This is a genomic window from Kitasatospora sp. NPDC051984, from assembly GCF_044593455.1.
Classification (GTDB): Bacteria; Actinomycetota; Actinomycetes; order Streptomycetales; family Streptomycetaceae; genus Kitasatospora.
The window spans coordinates 226234-245549 of record NZ_JBIUCB010000007.1 but is presented as its reverse complement, the minus strand read 5'-3'; the positions used below and the strand labels follow the sequence as shown (position 1 = coordinate 245549).

The window sequence follows — 19316 nt, the reverse complement described above, 5'->3', positions numbered from 1 at the left end:
TGCGCCGCCGCCCGGGAACAGCCCCCGGCGGATTCCGGTCGGCCGACACCTACGCTTCGAGGGACTTCGCGGCGTCGCGGATGACGTCGAGGACGAAGTCCGGGTTCGAGAGCATCGGCACGTGGCTGCTGTCGACGTCGTAGGCCTTGGCGCCCATGCGCTCGGCGGAGGCCCGTTCCAGGTCCGGGTGCACCGTACGGTCGTTGTTCGCGACGATGCACCAGCTCGGCTTGGTGCGCCAGGCGGTGCCGGGCATCTGCTGGTCGAACAGGTCGGGGACCGGCACGGCGCCCACGGCCCGGACGAGCTTCTGCTCGGCCGGCGGCAGATCGCCGCAGAAGTCGCCGGTGCCCGACTCCTTGAGCCGGATCCGGCCGTGGGAGACGTCGATGTGATCGAACACGGGCGTACGGGGGAACTTGTTCTGCTGCTCCTGCGAGGTCTCGTCCTCGTCCGGGCCGAGCGCGGCGATGTAGACCAGTGCGCCCACCCGGTCGTGAACTCCGGCCTTGGTGATCAGGGTCCCGCCGTACGAGTGGCCGACGAGCACGACCGGACCGGGCACGTAGTCGATGGAGCGGGTGACGCACGCGACGTCGCTTTCGAGCGAGTCGAGGCCGTGCTGCGAACTGGAGACCGCGTGCCCCTCGGCCTGGAGCGCGGGGATGAGCTTGTTGAAGCACGACCCGTCGGCCCAGAGTCCATGGGCGAAAACGATGCTGGCCCTGCTGGCCATGGCGTCCTCATTTCGTCGTCGTCGAGCCGCGATCCGGCTGCACCGAGTGATCACGCTATGACTCATCGCAGTCGACCGCGACCGTCGGCCCTTCCCTCCTCCGTCCACGGGTTCGGACTGCCTTGGTCGTGGAACCGGGGCGGACACCGTCCACCCGACCGCCGACGACCACGCGACCCACGCCGCTCTCACCCCCACCTTCCCTATCGGTCAGACCCCGCCCGCCGTCGCGTTGCAGTCGCTGACCGCCTATGACGCCGACGGCTTCCTCATCGACAACCCCGCCGGCATCTACTCGATCGGCCAGCACACCACCCCGCCACGGACCTCGACACCGGCGAACACCCTCCTGCTCATCCAGGCCCAGGACCCAGGAGCCCCCGCTCAACCGGACCAACTGGCTGCCCCTCGCCGCCGACGGCGCCTTCACCCTCACCCTGCGCCTGTACGTCCCCGAGTCGAGGAGAACGCGCGGGCGGTGCCGAAACCCCTCCGGATTCACACCCGACCCGCAGCTGTTCGGTAGCCCACCGTGAACACCACGGCCCTTCCTGATGCAGGTCCGCCGGGGTTCCGGTCTGATACGGACATACCGGGTCAGGGCACCCGGGCACGCACGCCCAGAGAGGCTCCAGACGTGACAACCTCGATCGCCGTCGTCCTCGTTCACGGACGCCGACCGCACAGCAGCTGGGCAGACACCGCGTTCAGCGGGCCGACACGACCGACCGTGGAGACCTTGCGGTGACCCCTTCCACACCGTCGCGATCGGCGAGGCCCGGTGACGACGACGGTCTGGCCGGCCAGAGCGTCGTCGTCACCGGGGCCGGGCGCGGCATCGGGCTGGCGATCACCGAGGCGTTCCTCGCAGCGGGATGCCACGTCGTCGCGGGGTCACGAACACGCACCGATGCCCTCGACGCGCACGTGAAGCAGGGCTCGAACCTCACCGTCGTGGAAGTCGATCTCGCGACACCGGGCGGTCCGGCCGGGCTGATCGCCAAGGCCGCCCGGCTCCGTGGCGGCATCGACGTGCTGGTGAACAACGTCGGAGCGGTGCGCCCGAGGGTCGACGGCTTCCTGAGCGTGACCGACGAGGACTGGGACTGGGCCCTGAGCGTCAACCTCCTGACCGCCGTCCGCACCACCCGGGCCGCCCTGCCGCACCTGCTCGCCTCCGGCGCGGGACGCATCGTCACCGTCTCCTCGGTCAACGCGCGGCTGCCGGACCCCCTGGTCATCGACTACGGCGCCGCCAAGGCCGCACTGACCAACTTCTGCAAGGCCCTGTCCAAGGAGGTGGGACCACAGGGGGTACGGGTGAACACGATCGGCCCCGGCCCGGTGGAGACCGCGCTGTGGCAGGGCGCTGATGGCGTTGCCGCCACGGTCGGACGGTCCCGTGGTACCGGCCCCGACGACGTGGCCCGCGCTGCCGCGGCCCAGTCCGCGACCGGCCGCTTCACCCGCCCGGCGGAGGTCGCGGACCTCGTCCTGTTCCTCGCCGGTCCCGGTGCCGCGAACATCACGGGCGCCGACTTCGTCATCGACGGCGGGCTCGTGGACTCCCTGTGAGGGGTGTCGGGGTTCCGGTCGGGCAAGCTTGTCACCGGGTGCCTCGCCAGCTCCGGCCGAGGTGACTGCCCCGAGCGACACGGACTGAACTACTGTGAGGTTGGGGACGCGGCTGGCGGGTGGTTTGCCTGCGAGTGCGGTGTGTCCGTGGTGGTGATTGTAGGTGTGGAGCCAGGTGGGGTAGGCGTCGCGTCGTTCCTGTTCGGTGCGGTAGGGCCTGGCGTAGGCCCATTCGTCGAGCAGCTGCGGTTGAAGCGTTCGACCTTGCCGTTGGTCTGGGGCCGGTAGGGGCGGGTACGACGCGTACGTGGTCGGCAGCGCTGTTCACGACATGGTGTGGCTCCCGCCCCGGTCGCGGTTCGTCCGTGCGAACGCCTCTCCCTCAAGGCGCCAACCGGCCACAGCCCTTCCGGGAAGTGTCCCAGCCCGTGCGGCGTCATCGGTGTTGCGGTGGCTCCGGCTCGCCGTATCCGCCGCCGCCCGGGGTCTCGACCTCCAGGACGTCGTCCGGTTCGACGTCCACGGTAGCGAAGCCGGCCAGTGGCTCGACCGTGCCGTCCCGGCGCAGCAGGCGGTTGGCGCCGAGTGCGCCGGGTGCGCCGCCGGCCATGCCGTACGGGGGGACGCGGCGGTGCCCGGACAGGATGCTGACCGTCATCGGCTCGCGGAAGCGGATTCGTCGTACCACGCCGTCACCGCCACGATGGCGGCCCGTTCCGCCGCTGCCGGACCGTACGGCGAACTCGTCGAGGAGGACGGGCAGGCGCCACTCCAGGACCTCGGGGTCGGTCAGCCGCGAGTTGGTCATGTGGGTCTGGACGGCGGCGGCGCCGTCGAAGTCGGGGCCCGCGCCGGAGCCGGAGGCGATGGTTTCGTAGTACTGGTGGCGGTCGTTGCCGAGGGTGAGGTTGTTCATCGTGCCGGACCCTTCGGCCTGGAGGCCGAGGGCGGCGTAGAGCGCGCCGGTGACGGCCTGTGAGGTCTCGACGTTGCCGGCGGCGACGGCCGCCGGTGGACGTGGGGCGAGCATCGAGCCGGGTGGGACGACGATCCGCAGCGGGCGCAGGCAGCCGTCGTTGAGCGGGATGTCGTCGGCCACCAGGGTGCGGAAGACGTACAGCACCGCGGCGTTCACCACGGCGGACGGCGCGTTGAGGTTGCTGTCGAGCTGGGCGGAGGTGCCGGTGAAGTCGACGGTGGCGGTGCGGCGGCGGCGGTCCACCCGGATCTGTACCGCGATCACCGCGCCGCTGTCGGTCTCGTACCGGTAGGAGCCGTCGGCGAGTTCGCCGATCGCCTCGCGTACCGCCCGTTCGGCGTTGTCCTGCACGTGCCGCATGTAGGCCTGGACCACATCGAGCCCGAACTGCTCGATCATCGCGTTGACTTCGTCGACTCCCTTGCGATTGGCGGCGATCTGGGCCCGCAGGTCGGCGAGGTTGGTGGCCGGGTCGCGCGAGGGATGGGGCGCGTCGGTGAGCAGGCGCAGCGTCTCGGCCTCGCGGAGCCTGCCGTCCGCCACCAGCAGCCAGTTGTCGAAGAGCACGCCTTCCTGTTCTATCTCCCGGCTGGTCGCCGGCATCGAGCCGGGGGTGATTCCGCCGATCTCGGCGTGGTGGCCGCGGGAGGCGACGAAGAACAGGATGTCGCGGCCGGCCGGGTCGAAGACCGGGGTGATGACGGTGATGTCGGGCAGGTGGGTGCCGCCGTGGTAGGGGTCGTTGACGGCGTAGGAGTCGCCCGGCCGCATCTTCGGTCCGCGGCGGCGGAGCACTTCCTTGACGGTGGTGCCCATCGAGCCCAGGTGCACCGGGATGTGCGGGGCGTTGGCGACCAGGTTGCCTTCCGGGTCGAACAGTGCGCAGGAGAAGTCCAGCCGCTCCTTGATATTGACGGACTGGGCGGTCGACTCCAGCCGGGCTCCCATCTGTTGCGCGATCGCCATGAAGAGGTTGTTGAACACCTCGAGCAGCACCGGGTCTGCCTCGGCGGTGACCGTGGGCCCGGCCCGGTCGGCGATCTGCTCGATCTTCAGGTGGCCGGCGGGAGTGACGGTGGCGCGCCAGCCGTCGTCCACCACCGTGGTGGCACCGGCCTCGGCGATCACGGCCGGCCCGGTGACGGTGTCGGCCGGGCGCATCCACTCGCGTTGCAGCAGCGGCACCTCGCACCACTGGCCGCCGGTGGCCATCCGGACGGTGGGGAGCACGGCAGGTCCGTTCCGGTGGACCTGCGGCGCGCCCAGGTCCGGCTGCTCGGTGAGGCCGGTGGCCTCCACCGCGAGGGCTTCGACAACGATCGGACGGTCCATCAGGAAGGAATAGGTGGATCGGTGTCGCTTCTCGAACTCCCTTTCCATGTTGCCGAGTTCACCGAGCGCGACGTCCAGTGTCGTGTCCGTGCCGCGGTACCGCAGCCGGGCCCGGTGTGCCAGCCTGATCCGGTCCGGCGCGATCCCCTGCTCCCGCAGCTCGGACGTGGCACCTGCCGCCAGTTCCTCGGACAGTGTGCGCAGGTCCGCCATGACCTCGGGCTCCAACAGGCGCTCGACGGCGTGCTCGCGCAGCACGGTGGTGTCGGCCAGGCCGATGCCGAGCGCGGAGAGCACCCCGGCCATCGGCGGGACCAGCACCGTGCGGATGCCGAGCGCCTCGGCGACCGCACAGGCGTGCTGGCCGCCGGCGCCGCCGAAGGTTGTCAGCGCGTACCTGGTGACGTCGTGGCCCTGCTGCACCGAGATCCGTTTGATCGCGTTGGCGATGTTGCCGACCGCGATCCGCAGGAAGCCTTCCGCGGCCTGCTCCGGCAAGCAGCCCGTCCCCGAGTCTGCGGCGATCCGGCCGGCCAGAACGGTGAATTGACGGCGGACCAGGTCGAGATCGGGCGGTTGGTCGCCGTCCGGCCCGAGGACGCGCGGGAAGTGCTCGGCCTGGATCCGGCCGAGCAGCAGGTTGGCGTCGGTGACGGTGAGCGGCCCGCCCTGCCGGTAACAGGCCGGCCCGGGGTCGGCGCCGGCCGAGTCCGGGCCGACCCGGAGCCGCCCGCCTTCGAAGCGCAGCACCGAGCCGCCGCCGGCCGCCACTGTGCGGATCGCCAGCATCGGCGCCCGCAGCCGCACCCCGGCGACCTCGGTGGTCACCACCCGCTCGAACTCGCCCGCGTAGTGCGACACATCGGTGGAGGTGCCGCCCATGTCGAAGCCGATCACCCGCTCGAATCCGGCCAGTCGGGACATCCGCACCATGCCGACAATGCCACCGGCCGGACCGGACAGGATCGCGTCCTTGCCGCGGAAGTGACCCGCTGCGGCGAGACCGCCGTTGGACTGCATGAACATCACCGGCACACCGCTCAACTCCCCTTCCACCTGCCGGACATAGCGCCGCAGGCCGGGCGAGAGGTAGGCGTCGGCCACGGCCGTGTCGCCGCGCGGCACCAACCTCATCAGCGGACTCGCCTCGCTCGAGAGCGACACCTGGCCGAAACCGAGCCGCTCGGCAAGCCGGCCGATCTCCTGCTCGTGCGCGGGGTGCAGGTAGCTGTGCAGGCAGAGCACCGCGAGCGCGCCGATGCCGTCCCTCCGGCAATGGCGCAGCTCGCCTTCGAGCCGGTCCAGGTCGGGCCGGCGCAGGACCGTTCCGTCGGCGGTGATCCGCTCGTCCACCTCGATCACCCGGGTGTACAGCGGCTCGGGCAGAGTGATCTCCCGGGCGAAGATCTGCGGTCGGTTCTGGTAGCCGATCCGCAGCGCATCCGCGAAGCCCCGGGTCACCACCAGGGCGGTCGGTTCGCCCGCCCGCTCCAGCAGGGCGTTGGTGGCCACCGTGGTGCCCATCCGCACGGAGTCGATCCGCCCGTCGCCCGACGGGAGCAGGGCGCGGATGCCGGCGACGGCCGCATCGCGGTAGCGGGCCGGGTCGTGCGAGAGCAGCTTACGGGTCAGCAGCCGACCGTCGGGGGCCAGCGCGACCACGTCCGTGAAGGTGCCGCCGCGGTCCACCCAGAACTGCCAGCCCCGGCCGGGCATTTCGGCCCCTTCCGCCGCTTCGGGACGCCGGTTCGGCGGGCCACGCCCGACGACGCCCCTCGTCGAGTATCCGCCCGGGGGAGCCGAGGTCGCAATCAAGGACATACTGGACATACGGCCAGTCCCGGAGGGCGGTGAGACGCACATGGAGACCGGAGCACCCCGAACCGTCCTCGGCGTTTGCCGGGAGACCGTGCCGGGCGAACGGCGGGTGGCCCTGGTGCCCGACGTGGTTACCGCCGTCGGACGGCTCGGGCTGACGGTTCTGGTCGAGCCCGGCGTCGGCGCCCAGGCCTGGTTGCACGACGAGGCGTACCTCGCGGCCGGAGCCGAACTCGCCGGACACGCCGAGCTGTTGCACCGCGCCGACGCGCTCATCGGGGTGCATCCGCCGGCCCTCGACCGACTGCCCGGCCTGCGCCCCGGGCGCCTGCTGATCGCCCTGCTGCGCCCCACCGCGATCCCCCGTCAGGTGGGGCAGTGGGCCGACCGCGGGGTCACCGCGATCGGCCTCGACCTGGCGGACGCCCGGCTGCCCGCGGCCCGTCCGATGGACGCCACGACGTCCCAGGCGCGGATCGCCGGCTACCGGGCGGTCCTGCTCGCGGCCGAACGGCTCGGCCGGTGCCTGCCGCCGTGGGGCGCCGGGGGCACGGCGTTCGAACCGGTGCGGACGCTGGTGATCGGCGCCGGGCCCGACGGACTCCAGGCCGTCGACACCGCCCGCCGCCTCGGTGCCCGCGTACAGGTCGCCGAACTGCGCCGCGTCGAGCGGGCGCAGGCCGTCGCGCTCGGTGCCGAGCTGCTGGCCCTGCCCGGACTCGACCCGGTGGCCGATGACCTGGAACTGGGCGAGACGCTGGCGCACCGCCGCTCCGCGCTGAGCGAGGTCCTCGCGGCGGCCGTGCCCCACTACGACCTCGTGGTGACCGCGCTCGACGTGCCCGGCGGGGATCCGCCGATGCTGCTGCGCACCGACGCGGTGGCGGCGATGCGGCCCGGCTCGGTCCTGGTCGACCTGACGGCCGGGCCCGCGCACGTGCCCGCTCCTGCGGACGGCTGGGCGCAGGGCAACCTCGAGTGCGCCCGGCCGGGCGCCACGACCCTGGTCGGCGACGGGGTGATCGTCATCGGCGCCGGTGAGCTCGCCGCCCAGGTCCCCGTGACGGCCTCGCAGGCGTACGCGCACAACGTGCTGGCGCTGCTGACCCACCTGGCCCGTCGCGACGGGCTCCGTGTCGATCCGACCGATCCGGTGCAGGACCCCATGGTGGTGACTTACCAAGGAACCGTCCGACACGCCGCAACGCGGCGACTGCTCGCTGCCGCAACGGCCGCGGTCGGCCCGCCTCCGCCCTAGCCTCGACCTGCGTGCCGCAACGAGGGGCCGGTGAACAGCAAGGCGCACCGCCCAATCGCACCGGCGTGCTCCGCGCACTGCCGGCAGTGCGCGGACAGCAGTACCAGGTCGGCGACGGTGCGGACGTCGACCGGTGCGTTCGCCGTGAGCAGCCGTTCGAACAACAGACGCTGCCGCAGGGCCGTCTCGGGGACGTCCGACAGCAGGTCCGCGACGCCCTCCGGTGCGGTCTGCTCCAGGACGTCGGCCGCCCTGCGGACCAGACCGACCGCCGCCTCGGCGATTCCGCGCAGCGGCGTGCGCAGCCGCTCCGAAAACGGCTCGCGATCCTGCCGCGCCCAGGCCAGCTCCAGCAGCCGCTGGGCGAGCACCCCCAGCCACTCCACCTCGCGCCCCACCTGCACGCCGACCACCACGGCCCGCAACCCCGCGGGCAGGGCACCCGCGTCCTCCTCGATCCGCCCGCGCAGTTCGGCCAGTGCCTTCTCCGACCGCACCACCGCGCCCGCCGCGCCGACCTCGACCATCAGCGCCGCGGTCGCGCCGTCCAGCGCCTCCGCGGCGAGTCGGACCAGAGCGGCCAATTCGCCGACAAGATCCAGCAGTTCACCATCACCGGCATCCGACATCGATCGGCTCCCGTCTCGCGCGGAACATCGGGCCACCCGCTCGGCCACGTCGCGCAGTCCCTCCCACCAGCTTCCTCTCGGCGGCCACCGGGCGACAGTCGCCACCGACGGCCGCCACGCTCTGAGTTCAGTCGACCACTCCACGCGGGAGCATCCCGCCGGTCGGTGATTCGCTTCCGATCCGGCGACGAATATGACGAAGCGCCAGCGGGACGGGGCGGCCGAAAACCGTGCGGTGGACCCAGCCGCGCCAGGGTGCGTATGGTCGCGGCCGGATGCCCGGCCGATGAGAGTGGTGAACGTGAACGCTGCCCCGGGGACCGCCGACCGGCACGGCGCTGACCGTGTGCTCGTCGCGTACGCCGGTGTCCACGGCTCGACCCGGAGCATCGCCGAGCGCCTCGCGGCACGCCTGCGGGAGCAGGGGTGCGAGGTCGACGCGGTCGCCGTCGACGCCGCCGCCGATCCGGCCGGATACGACGCGTACGTGGTGGGCAGCGCCGTTCACGACATGATGTGGCTCCCGCCCGCGTCGCGGTTCGTCCGCGCGAACGCCGGCCTGCTCGCGGGCCGGGATCTCTGGCTGTTCACCGTGGGAATGCCGGATGCGCTGCGGGGCCCGTGGCGGGCGCTGGCCGCCCGTGAGGAGGAGCACGTGGTGGGCGACCTGATCGCCGAGCTCCGGCCTCGCGGGCACCGCCTGTTCTCGGGGGTCGTCGAACCTGAGCACCTGACGCGCGCCGGACGCGTGAAGTTCAGGGCGATGGGACTGCGGTACGGCGACCACCGGGACTGGTCCGCGGTCGACGCCTGGGGGCGGGAGATCGGCCGGAGCCTGTCAGGACATGGCGAACATACCGGTGACACGCCGGAATGACCGGGCCCTGTTTCCGTCGCCCGAGGTGGGCCGAGGTCCCTTGAACGGCTGCGTTGCCCACAACACGACCTGCTTCACGTAGGGAGATCGCCGAGGCGATCACCCCCGTGCTGCCTCCGGTGACGGCCGACTCGTACTCGCGTCCGGTCCCACTGCTCGATACGGAAGCGGTGTGGGCTCCCCTCGGCCAGCCTGACCCCCCTGTCACTCATCTCCAGTCGACCGTCAGCCGTCCGGCCCGTCGGCCCACGTGGGTGCCGAGCTCGGCGGAGGCGGTGGTGAACCGGCCGCGGATCCACTCCCACTCGTCGCCGTGGGCGAGGCGGGTGTGGCAGTTGTCGAGGAACAGGGGCAGTGCGTCCAGCCGGACGGGGGTCAGGCGTGCGGGCTCGGGTCCGTCAAAGGTGACCAGGAACAGCAGCCCCAGGTCGTTGCGCAGCGCCGGGTGGACGGCGTAGTCGTCGACGAAGTCGCCCATGTCGTAGATGATCCGGTCGGCTACACCGTGGAAGACGTGGGCGGAGTGCCCTGCCACCAATGTCGCGCCGGCCGCCAGCAGTTGGGGTGCCGCCGCGAGCACGTGCCGCGGCGGTCGGGAAGTCATGTTGGGGCCCCAGTGCGCGGTGACCAGCACGATGTCGGCCTCCCGCGCGGCCCGGGCCACCAGCGCCCGGAGCCAGTCGGGTACGCCCGCATGGAGGTCGGCCCAGGCCACCCCGGGACGCTGGTCGTCGGCCGCGTAGTCCTCCGGGTGGTCGGTGGCGGCAACCACCGCCAGCCGCACCCCGCCCGTCTCCAGCACCGCGAACTGCCGGGCCGCCCGGACGTCCCGGCCCGCTCCCACCGTACGGACACCGGCGCCCTCCAGCAGGACACGGGTATCGGCAAGGGCGTCGAAGCCGTAGTCCAGGGCATGGTTGTTGGCCAGGGTCACGCAGTCCACTCCCAGCTCGGCGAGCACCCTCGCCGCTGAGGGAGGGGCCCGGAAGAAGAACGGCTTGTACGGGTCCGGCCAGCGGTGCCCTCGGTCGGAGACGCAGCACTCCAGGTTGAGCACCACGAGATCGGCCTCCGCGAGTGCCTCCCGCACCTCGGCGGCGAACAGCGTCTGCGGCGTCGGCGAGCGCCGCAGTTCCTCGGCGACGCCACGCCCGAGCATCGTGTCACCGGCCAGTGCCACCTTGAGCGCCATTCTCCCGATCCGTTCCCGCTCGCCGTGTTCGGACGTCGGCGTCACCTGGCTGGTCCAGCCCTCGGCTCGGGTGCCGGTACAGGTCCCGGCAACGGGCCGGGGTGAGGGCCCGGTTCCGGCGCGGGCGCAGGAGGTGGCTGCGGATCGGGCCCGGGCTGCGGAGGAGCCGGCGGTGCCGGTTCGGGGCCGCCCGGCGCGGGCACCGGTCCGGGCACGGGCCCGGGCTCGGGCCCACCGGGGCCTGGCGCCGGTGTCGGGTTCGGCGGCACCGGATCGTTCGGAGGTGTACCCATCGACTCGCTCCTTCCGGCCGACCATGTCCGCGGCTGGACACCGCAGGGCAGAAATCAGTCCCGCCCGGCCGCCGGCCAGAACCGCCGGTCACCGCCAGCGCCGACGCCCGGGGCCACCTGGGTGCTGTCCATACCTTCACCGTAGATCGGGCGCCCCCTCCGTGGCAGGCCGCAGCCCGCCCAAGGAGTTCACAGCCGGGCGGCGTGGCGGCTGTCGCCCGGGAGGGTCCGTCGTGCGCCGGGCCTTCGGCGCGGTGCGTGCCGATCACGAGACGCCCGGTCTGCCCGGCCGTGGCTGGTGTGACGCACCGGTCCGGCCGGGTGCTCATGGCAGATGTACGCGATCCTGGATTTGAGGAGCCCGAGCCGCCGAGTCGCGCCCGTGCGGGGGGCCCGGGGGTCGGCCCGCCCGGACGGCCGGTCCTGTCGTGCCCGATCACACTCCGTGACACGAACACATCAGGCGATCGGCGACCCGAGCGGAGGTCAGGAGGTCATACGGCTGATGAGCGGCATCGAGCACGAGTCGTCAGGAGCGCGGGACACCACCGAGGGCCGCGTCTACACCGTCACCGGCAGTAACTGGGGCGAAGTGGTCGACGCCGTCGCGCAGGCCGACGACGAGCGGATCATCGTCAACATGGGGCCTCAGCACCCGTCCACGCACGGCGTGCTGCGCCTGGTCCTGGAGATCGACGGCGAGACGGTGAAACAGGCCCGCTGCGGTATCGGCTACCTGCACACCGGCATCGAGAAGAACATGGAGTTCCGCAACTGGGTCCAGGGCACGACCTTCGTGACCCGGATGGACTACCTGATGCCACTGTTCAACGAGACCGCCTACTGCCTGGCGGTGGAGAAGCTGCTCGGCATCACCGAACAGATCCCGGAGCGGGCCGACGTCATCCGGGTGCTGATGATGGAACTCAACCGGATCTCCTCCCACCTGGTGGCACTGGCCGCCGGCGGGATGGAGATCGGGTCCACCACGCTGATGGTCTACGGTTTCCGGGACCGCGAGGTCATTCTCGACATCTTCGAGCTGGTCACGGGCCTGCGCATGAACCATGGCTACGTCCGGCCGGGCGGCGTGGTGCAGGACCTGCCCCCGGATGCGCCGGACCTGATCCGCGAGGGCGTGAAGCTGCTGCGCTCGCGGATGCACGAGTACGACAAACTGGCGACCAGGAACCCGGCCTTCAAAGCGCGGCTGGTCGACGTCGGCCACCTGAACCTGGCCGGCTGCCTGGCGCTCGGTGCCACCGGGCCGATCCTGCGGGCCACCGGGCTGCCGCACGACCTGCGCAAGACCGACCCCTACTGCGGGTACGAGAACTACGAGTTCGAGGTCGCGACGGCGGACACCGCGGACGCCTACGGCCGGTTCCTGATCCGGCTGGAGGAGATGCGCCAGTCGCTGCGGATCGTCGAGCAGTGCCTTGACCGGCTGTCCCCCGGCCCGGTCATGGTGGGTGACAAGAAGATTGCCTGGCCCGCCCAACTGGCGCTCGGAACGGACGGGTTGGGCAACTCGCTCGACCACATCCGGAAGATCATGGGCGAATCCATGGAGGCGCTGATCCACCACTTCAAGCTGGTGACCGAGGGCTTCCCGGTCCCGGTCGGCCAGGCCTACGCGGCGATCGAGTCCGCCAGGGGCGAGCTGGGCGTGCACGTCGTCTCCGACGGCGGCACGCAGCCGTACCGGGTGCACTTCCGCGACCCGAGCTTCACCAACCTCCAGACGATGGCAGCGATGTGCGAGGGCGGCATGCTCGCGGACGTCATCGTCGCGGTGGCGAGCATCGACCCGGTGATGGGAGGCGTCGACCGGTGAGCGCCGCCGTGCGGGCGCGGTCAGCTCGGTATGCGGAACGGGCGCACTCGCCCGCCGGCACCGGGTACTGCCCCGTGTCCGACCGGTGAGCGGCGGGCGGCGGGCGGCGGGCGGGGCGAGCGGTGCGTGGGCAGAGATTGGACGCCGCGAGCACGTAGCCGGACCGGCCCCCACGGTGCCGCGATCCGGCCCGCGGCCGTTCCGGTGGGGACGTGCTCGGTGGGGCCGAAGAACGCGTCGCGGGGCAGCAATGCCTGTTCCGCCGCAGGTCGGTGGGGTCGGGCACGTCGACCTGCGCGGCGGGGCGCAAGGTGTCGGCGATCGTGGTCAGTTCGGCCAGGGCGGTCAGCAGTCGGCCGACGGTTTCGGGGGTGTCGGCGTGGGTGAGCTGTGCGCTGATGCGGCGGTGGTCGCATATGTGCGGGTCGATTCGGCGATGGGAGCGCAGCCAGTCGTCGGCCGGGTAGCCGGTGAGGTCCAGCCCGGCGACATCGATGCTCACCCGAGGTTCGCGGTGACGCCTGTCAGGGAGTCTCCTCGCCCAGGCCGGCGCGCAGGCTCTGGAGGGTGCGCGCGAGCAGGCGTGAAACCTGCATCTGTGAGATGCCGAGGCAGCGGCCGATTTCCGCCTGAGTGAGTTCGCCGGTGAAGCGCAGCGCCAGGATCCGGCGTTCACGCTGCGGTAGGAGGGCGATCAGCGGCCGCAGGGCCTCGATGTCCTCGACGGCTGCCAGTCGCGGGTCGCAGCGGCCCAGCCGGGCCTGAAGGCTGCTGTCCGGGTCGCCACCGTCGGTGGGCGCGTCCAGGGAGTCGGCAGTTCGCGCGTCGGCTGCCGCGGCGCCCGCACGAACCTCGTCCTCACTCACGTCGAGGTGCTCGGCCAGCTCTGCGTCAGTGGGAGCCCGGCCGAGCGCCTGCTCGAGATCGTCTCGGCCGGCCGCCACCGCGAGGCGGAGTTCCTGCGCGCGGCGCGGCACGTGCAGGGCCCAGGTGGTGTCGCGGAACAGCCGCCTCATTTCCCCGGTGATCGTCGGCAGCGCGAAGGTGGTGAACGCCACCCCTCGGGTGGTGTCGAAGCGGTCGATGGCCTTGATCAGACCGATGGTGCCGGTCTGGACGATGTCGTCCATCGGCACGTGGCTGTTCCGGTAGCGGCGGGCGGCGTATTTGACCAGCGACAGGTTCAGCTCGATCACGGTGCCGCGGATGTAGGAGTACTCGGCGGTGCCCTCTTCGCATTCCCGCAGCCGGATGATCAGGGAGTTCGTGAGTTCCCGTGCTTCGGCCGTGCTGGCGGACCGCGGGTTGTCGACGACCGGCAGATCCTCGCAGTACGCCACCCGGCCCGCGTCGGTGCGAGGCCGGTCCCTACCCGGCGAACGCGGCTGCACAGCCATCTGGAATCAACCCCTCGGGTTGGCCTGCTACGTCGTGGATGCCCCGGTTCGGGGTGCGCGACACGGCCGGAGGTCAGCTGGGGGTGATCCGCCCGCGCCAGGCCCCGCTGGCGTCGCCGCGGTGCTCGATGAACTCCTTGAAGCGCCCGAGGTCGCCCTTGACCCTCCGGTCGACCATGCCCAGAGCGTCGCCGGCTCGTTCGGCCATGCCCTCGGGCTCGAACTCCATTGCCAGGCGGACACGGGTGCGACTGCCGTCGAGGCGCGCGAAGGTCACCACGCCGCGCTGAGTGGATTCGCCTCCCACGGTGCGCCGGGCGACCCGTTCGTCCGGGAGCTGGTCGCTGCGGGACGGTACTCATCACACTTCCTCTTCCTGCGGCGGCTGTCTTCGCGCCTGCCCCCGGACGGTCGGTCCAACCGCAGCTCACCCGGCGGCTTTCGATTGGCGCCGGTTGTGTGGATTTCGCGGCCAACGGGCACACGCTGGAACATCAACGTGGCCCGCCGGCTTCTGGGGGTGACACCGATGGCGCGGCCGGCACTGCACGACTGTCCTGCCGAGCAGCACTGGTGTATCGACCTGTCCGGTGAGCAGCACCCGGTGAGCGTGGCCCGTGCGTTCGCCGAGGTGGTTCTTCGCGGGTGGGGCGTCCGCGCTCTGGCGCGCGAGGACGTTGTGCTGGTGGTCAGTGAGCTCGTCGCCAACGCTCGGCTGCACACGGCAGGCCCTCACGAGGTCGCCCTTGGCCTGGGCACGGATCAGGTGCGGGTCGAGGTCACCGACGGCACCACAGCGATGCCGGAGCGGCGTCCGGCGAGTCCGGACCGACCGGGTGGGCACGGCCTGCTCGTCGTCGAGCGGCTTTCCACCAGATGGGGCACGGACGTGCGGCCGTTCGGCAAGTCGGTCTGGGCGGAGTGCCCGCTGCGGCCGCGGTTCCCGGAACCGGGGCACTGACGTCCTGGCGACTCCGTCCGGCTTCCGGGCCGATGGGGTTTTGCGTCGGGCCCGAACGGTTAACCGCGTGGCTGGGGCCGGCCAGGTCCTGAGGGCCGCGACCGCGCTGTGGAGGAGCTGGTGATGAAGGTTTCCGACTACGTCCTCGAACGGCTGCGCGACTGGCAGGTGGAGTACGTCTTCGCCTACCCGGGCGACGGCATCAACGGGCTGCTCGCCGCGTGGGGCCGTGCCGAGGACCGGCCCCGATTCATTCAGGCCCGGCACGAGGAGATGGCCGCCTTCGAGGCCGTCGGGTACGCGAAGTTCTCCGGCCGGACGGGAGTCTGCGCCGCCACCTCCGGACCGGGCGCGATCCACCTGCTGAACGGGCTGTACGACGCGAAGCTCGACCACGTCCCGGTGGTGGCGATCGTCGGGCAGACCGACCGCAGCGCGATGGGCGGCTCCTACCAGCAGGAGGTCGACCTGGCCTCGCTGTACAAGGACGTGGCCTCGGAGTTCTGCGAGGTGGTCACCGTCCCGGCGCAGCTGCCGAACGTGCTGGACCGGGCGATGCGCATCGCCGCGACGCGGCGCACCGTCACCGCGCTGATCATCCCCGCCGACGTGCAGGAACTCGACTACGAGCCGCCGGCGCACGCGTTCAAGCAGGTCCCCTCCAGCCTCGGCGTGCCGCACTACGCACCGATCCCGACCGACGCGGAACTCGCCAAGGCGGCGGAGATCCTCAACGCCGGGGAGAGGGTCGCGATGCTGGTCGGCCAGGGCGCTCGGCACGCCCGGCCCGAGGTCGAGCAGGTTGCGGACCTGCTCGGTGCGGGTGTGGCGAAGGCCCTGCTGGGCAAGGACGCGCTGCCCGACACACTCCCCTACGTGACCGGGTCGATCGGCCTGCTCGGCACCCGCGCGTCCTACGAGATGATGCGCGACTGCGACACCCTCCTGGTGGTGGGCTCCAGCTTCCCGTACAGCCAGTTCCTGCCCGACTTCGAGCAGGCGCGGGCGGTGCAGATCGACCTCGACCCGTCCATGGTCGGGCTGCGCTACCCGTTCGAGGTCAACCTGGTCGGCGACGCCGCCGAGGCGCTGCGCCGGCTCGTCCCCCTGCTGGAGAGCAAGCCGGACGGTGCCTGGCGCAAGACGGTGGAGGACAACGCCGCGCGCTGGTGGGAGGTCATGCAGCGCCGCGCCGAGGTGAGCGCCGACCCGGTCAACCCCGAGTACGTCGTCCACTCGCTCGACGCGCTGCTGCCCGACAACGCGATCGTGGCAGCGGACTCCGGGTCGGCGGCGAACTGGTACGCCCGCCACCTGCGCTTCCGCGACGGCATGCGCGGTTCCCTGTCGGGCACGCTGGCCACGATGGGGCCGGGGGTGCCGTACGTGATCGGCGCGAAGTTCGCCCACCCGAGGAGGCCGGCGATCGCGATCGTCGGCGACGGGGCGATGCAGATGAACGGCCTGGCCGAGCTGATCACCGCTGCCAAGTACTACCGGGAGTGGTCGGACCCGCGTCTGGTGGTGGCGGTGCTGAACAACCGCGACCTGAACCAGGTCACCTGGGAGATGCGCGCGATGCAGGGCGCGCCGCAGTTCGAACCGTCGCAGAGCCTGCCGGACGTGCCGTACGCCGACATCGCCCGGACGTTCGGTCTGGACGGAGTCCGGGTCGAGCGGCCGGAGGACGTGGGGCCGGCCTGGAGCAGGGCCCTGGCGGCGGACCGGCCGTTCGTCATCGACTTCCGCACCGACCCGGCGGTGCCCCCGATCCCGCCCCACGCCACCTGGGACCAGATCAAGGCGGCTGCCCTGTCGGTCCTGAAGGGCGACAGCGACAGCGCGTCGGTGGTGCGCCAGGGCGTCAAATCCAAGGTGCAGGAGTTTCTGCCCGGCAGCGGAGGGAGCTGAACCGTGGCCGCCGACCGGGTGGACATGCGCCTGGCCGGCAACCTGCACGTGCGCCTCGCCGGAACACCCGACGCCGGCACGGACGACGCCGCGCTGCGCACCGGGGTACGGCTGGAACCCGGCGGCCGGCACCACGACCTCGTCCTGGAGGTCTCCGATCGGCGCCTGCCCGCGCCCACACCGGCCGATGTGCTGTGGCGGGCCACCGAACAGACCTGGCGGGCGTCCGCGCCGGACCTGGCGAACACGATCGGACAGCGCGACGCCCGGCACGCCCACGCGGTGCTGTCCGGCCTCACCGGCCCCGCCGGCGGCACGGTCGCAGCGGCCACCACGAGCCTGCCCGAGCGCGCCGAACAGGGCCGCAACTACGACTACCGGTACGTGTGGATCCGAGACCAGGCCTACATCGGCCAGGGTGTCGCCGCAGCCGGCGCGCACCCGCTGCTGGACGACTCCGTACGGTTCGTCACGGCTCGCCTCCTCGAGCACGGACCCGCCCTTGCTCCTGCCTGCACCACCACCGGCGCGGCGGTGCCCCAGCAGCGCACCCTCGACCTGGCGGGCTACCCGGGCGGGTTCGACATCGTCGGCAACAAGGTCCGCCACCAGTTCCAGCTCGACATCTTCGGCGAGAGCCTGCTGCTGCTCGCCGCTGCCGCACGCCACGACCGCCTCGACGCCGACGCCTGGCGCGCCGCGACAGCTGCCGCCGACGCGATCGCAGCCCGCCACCGCGAGGCGGACGCCGGGATCTGGGAACTCCACGACGACAGGTGGGCGCACAGCCGCCTGATCTGTGCCGCCGGCCTGCGAGCCATCGCCGCCCAGGCACCCTCGTCCAGCGGCGGGAAGGCGGCCCGCTGGGAGGCACTCGCGGACCGGCTCGTCGACGAAACCTCCGCCGACTGCCTGCACCCGACCGGGCGCTGGCAGCGCTCACCCACACTCGAGGGCGTGGACGCGGCGCTCCTGATGCCCGCCGTCCGCGGCGCCCTGCCCGCCGACGACCCCCGCACCACCGCCACCCTGCACGCCGTGCGCACCGGCCTCGTCCAGGACCACTACGTCTACCGGTTCCGCCACGACGGCCGGCCTCTCGAAGACACCGAGGGCGCGTTCCTGCTGTGCGGCTTCGCCATGGCCCTGGCCACGCACCAGCAGGGCAACGAGGTCGACGCGGTGCGCTGGTTCGAACGCAACCGCGCCGCGTGCGGCCCGCCGGGCCTGTTCGCGGAGGAGTTCGACGTCGCCCAGCGCCAGCTCCGCGGCAACCTGCCCCAGGCCTTCGTCCACGCGCTTCTGCTCGAAGCCGCCGCGACCCTCGCCCACCCTCGGGGACTGTCAGCGGGCCGGTGAACCCGATGCGCGGCGGCCGCGCCGCAGAGCCAGCAGGGGCAGGACGAGCCAGCAGACGACGAACCAGAGCATCACCGCACCGGCCACCAGCCAGGCGATCGACGACCCGGTGGCGACGTGCAGGAGCAGCACCAGGGCGGCGCCGACGGTGAGACCGAGCAGAACGAGACCCAAGATGATCATCTTGGCGCCGGCGCGTACGAGTTCGGGCATCATCCCGTGTCCGGCGAGGAAGCGGTGGAAGGCGACCGGGGCGATCAGAGTGCCGGTGGCGATGGCTCCGAGGACCACCGTGACGTCGTACAGCGCACGTTCACCCGGGCTGATCTGAGTGAACCGCGGGGTGAAGACCACGCTGATCAGGAAGCCGAAGAGGATCTGTGCGCCCGTCTGGGCAACGCGGACCTCCTGCAGCATCTCGGTCCATTTGCGGTCGGCCTCCTCCTCGGAGTCCTGCTGCCCGTCGCTTTCAGTCACCGTTTCCCTCCCGTGGGTACGCCGCCCTCACATTGGCCATCGTCGGCGCTGCACGGGTCGAGCGCACGGCCGAACGGGCGGCGTCCCCCGTTCGGGCGAGTGGGCGCGGGTAGCACCACTCCAGCGGTATGGGTGGCATGGCTGTCACTGCTTCACGGCCCGGAGTTCTCCGCGGGGTGTACGACGACGACCATGGCGGGCTCAGCCGTTGCTCTCGCGGGTACCGGCCAACGCGCTGCTCACGGTGGTGCGCAGGGTGAAGACCCGATCGGCGCCGGTGATCTCGAACAGCCGCCGGGCCTGGTGGTCGGCTCCGGTGACCACCAGCTCGACACCCGCCTCCTGGGAGGCCAAGCAAGTGCTGAGCAGCACGTTGAGGACAGTGCAATCGCAGAAGCCCACCGCCGCGATGTCCACGACCAGCCGTGGCAGGTGCCGGGCGACAGCGCTGTCGAGCACCTCCGCCAGTGCGCGGCGCTGGTCCGGATCGATCTCGCCGGCGAGCCGCACGATCGCAGCGACGCCGGGGACTTGCGTGAGCGTGATCCGCAGGGGAACCGAGTTGGTGAAGCGGCCACGATCCTCGTCCGAACCGGTTCTCACGGCCGTGGGCAGCGCCTCGCCGGTCGGGCCCGTCTCGTCATGGGCCACCGGTCCCACCTCCTGAGTCCGACCGCGCGCGGCG

14 protein-coding genes and 3 pseudogenes are annotated in these 19316 nt (G+C 71.8%); 7 read left to right on the top strand and 10 right to left on the bottom strand.

Annotated elements, in window-relative coordinates; all coding sequences use genetic code 11:
* Window positions 1–49: 49 nt before the first annotated feature.
* Window positions 50–736 (bottom strand): alpha/beta fold hydrolase, encoded by a 687-nt coding sequence (locus ACIHEI_RS16940; RefSeq protein WP_396607153.1) that lies wholly within the window; start codon window positions 734–736, stop codon window positions 50–52.
* A gap of 744 nt (window positions 737–1480) precedes the next feature.
* On the opposite strand from ACIHEI_RS16940, the gene ACIHEI_RS16935 reads away from it, so the two are divergent.
* Entirely contained in the window at window positions 1481–2311 is an 831-nt protein-coding gene (locus ACIHEI_RS16935; RefSeq protein WP_396607152.1) for an SDR family NAD(P)-dependent oxidoreductase, read from the top strand.
* Window positions 2312–2407: 96 nt separating this feature from the next.
* On the opposite strand, the pseudogene ACIHEI_RS16930 reads toward ACIHEI_RS16935, so the two are convergent.
* Window positions 2408–2613, bottom strand: a pseudogene (locus tag ACIHEI_RS16930) (integrase core domain-containing protein); the annotation flags it as partial.
* A 134-nt stretch (window positions 2614–2747) separates the two neighbouring features.
* On the bottom strand, window positions 2748–6338 hold the full coding sequence (locus ACIHEI_RS16925) for a hydantoinase B/oxoprolinase family protein (protein WP_396607151.1): 3591 nt from the start codon (window positions 6336–6338) through the stop codon (window positions 2748–2750).
* Window positions 6339–6483: 145 nt separating this feature from the next.
* Here ACIHEI_RS16925 and ACIHEI_RS16920 point away from each other — a divergent pair, with 145 nt between their 5' ends.
* A complete protein-coding gene (locus ACIHEI_RS16920; protein ID WP_396607150.1) occupies window positions 6484–7698 on the top strand; it encodes an NAD(P) transhydrogenase subunit alpha in 1215 nt (404 codons plus the stop codon).
* Here the strand turns inward: ACIHEI_RS16920 and ACIHEI_RS16915 are convergent.
* Complete coding sequence (locus ACIHEI_RS16915; RefSeq protein ID WP_396607149.1) at window positions 7695–8327, bottom strand: hypothetical protein; 633 nt, start codon at window positions 8325–8327, stop codon at window positions 7695–7697. The two genes, ACIHEI_RS16920 and ACIHEI_RS16915, sit on opposite strands and share 4 nt — an antisense overlap.
* A gap of 193 nt (window positions 8328–8520) precedes the next feature.
* Between ACIHEI_RS16915 and ACIHEI_RS16910 the strand changes: the two genes are divergently transcribed.
* Entirely contained in the window at window positions 8521–9204 is a 684-nt protein-coding gene (locus ACIHEI_RS16910) for a flavodoxin domain-containing protein (RefSeq protein WP_396607148.1), read from the top strand.
* A 208-nt stretch (window positions 9205–9412) separates the two neighbouring features.
* On the opposite strand, the gene ACIHEI_RS16905 is transcribed toward ACIHEI_RS16910, so the two are convergent.
* A complete protein-coding gene (locus tag ACIHEI_RS16905; RefSeq protein ID WP_396607147.1) occupies window positions 9413–10396 on the bottom strand; it encodes a CapA family protein in 984 nt (327 codons plus the stop codon).
* Window positions 10397–11194: 798 nt separating this feature from the next.
* Here ACIHEI_RS16905 and ACIHEI_RS16900 point away from each other — a divergent pair.
* Window positions 11195–12526 (top strand): NADH-quinone oxidoreductase subunit D, encoded by a 1332-nt coding sequence (locus tag ACIHEI_RS16900; RefSeq protein WP_396607146.1) that lies wholly within the window; start codon window positions 11195–11197, stop codon window positions 12524–12526.
* A gap of 176 nt (window positions 12527–12702) precedes the next feature.
* Here the strand turns inward: ACIHEI_RS16900 and ACIHEI_RS16895 are convergent.
* The 3 genes and pseudogenes from ACIHEI_RS16895 to ACIHEI_RS16885 all read right to left on the bottom strand — a co-directional run.
* A pseudogene (locus tag ACIHEI_RS16895) lies at window positions 12703–13028 on the bottom strand (ornithine decarboxylase); the annotation flags it as partial.
* A gap of 22 nt (window positions 13029–13050) precedes the next feature.
* Window positions 13051–13923, bottom strand: coding sequence for a SigB/SigF/SigG family RNA polymerase sigma factor (locus ACIHEI_RS16890; RefSeq protein WP_396607145.1), 873 nt, complete (start codon window positions 13921–13923; stop codon window positions 13051–13053).
* A gap of 73 nt (window positions 13924–13996) precedes the next feature.
* A pseudogene (locus ACIHEI_RS16885) lies at window positions 13997–14266 on the bottom strand (cyclase); the annotation flags it as partial.
* A 186-nt stretch (window positions 14267–14452) separates the two neighbouring features.
* Between ACIHEI_RS16885 and ACIHEI_RS16880 the strand changes: the two are divergent.
* The 3 genes from ACIHEI_RS16880 (at window position 14453) to ACIHEI_RS16870 (ending at window position 18154) form a co-directional block, all read left to right on the top strand.
* Window positions 14453–14884, top strand: coding sequence for an ATP-binding protein (locus ACIHEI_RS16880; RefSeq protein ID WP_392946502.1), 432 nt, complete (start codon window positions 14453–14455; stop codon window positions 14882–14884).
* 123 nt (window positions 14885–15007) lie between these two features.
* On the top strand, window positions 15008–16795 hold the full coding sequence (locus ACIHEI_RS16875) for a thiamine pyrophosphate-requiring protein (RefSeq protein ID WP_396607144.1): 1788 nt from the start codon (window positions 15008–15010) through the stop codon (window positions 16793–16795).
* 3 nt (window positions 16796–16798) lie between these two features.
* Window positions 16799–18154, top strand: a complete 1356-nt coding sequence (locus ACIHEI_RS16870; protein ID WP_396607143.1) for a glycoside hydrolase family 15 protein — start codon at window positions 16799–16801, stop codon at window positions 18152–18154.
* Here ACIHEI_RS16870 and ACIHEI_RS16865 read toward each other — a convergent pair.
* Both ACIHEI_RS16865 and ACIHEI_RS16860 read right to left on the bottom strand, forming a co-directional pair.
* A complete protein-coding gene (locus ACIHEI_RS16865) occupies window positions 18140–18631 on the bottom strand; it encodes a DUF6328 family protein (protein ID WP_396607142.1) in 492 nt (163 codons plus the stop codon). The genes ACIHEI_RS16870 and ACIHEI_RS16865 overlap by 15 nt on opposite strands.
* A 201-nt stretch (window positions 18632–18832) precedes the next feature.
* A complete protein-coding gene (locus ACIHEI_RS16860; protein WP_396607141.1) occupies window positions 18833–19282 on the bottom strand; it encodes an STAS domain-containing protein in 450 nt (149 codons plus the stop codon).
* Window positions 19283–19316 lie beyond the last annotated feature (34 nt).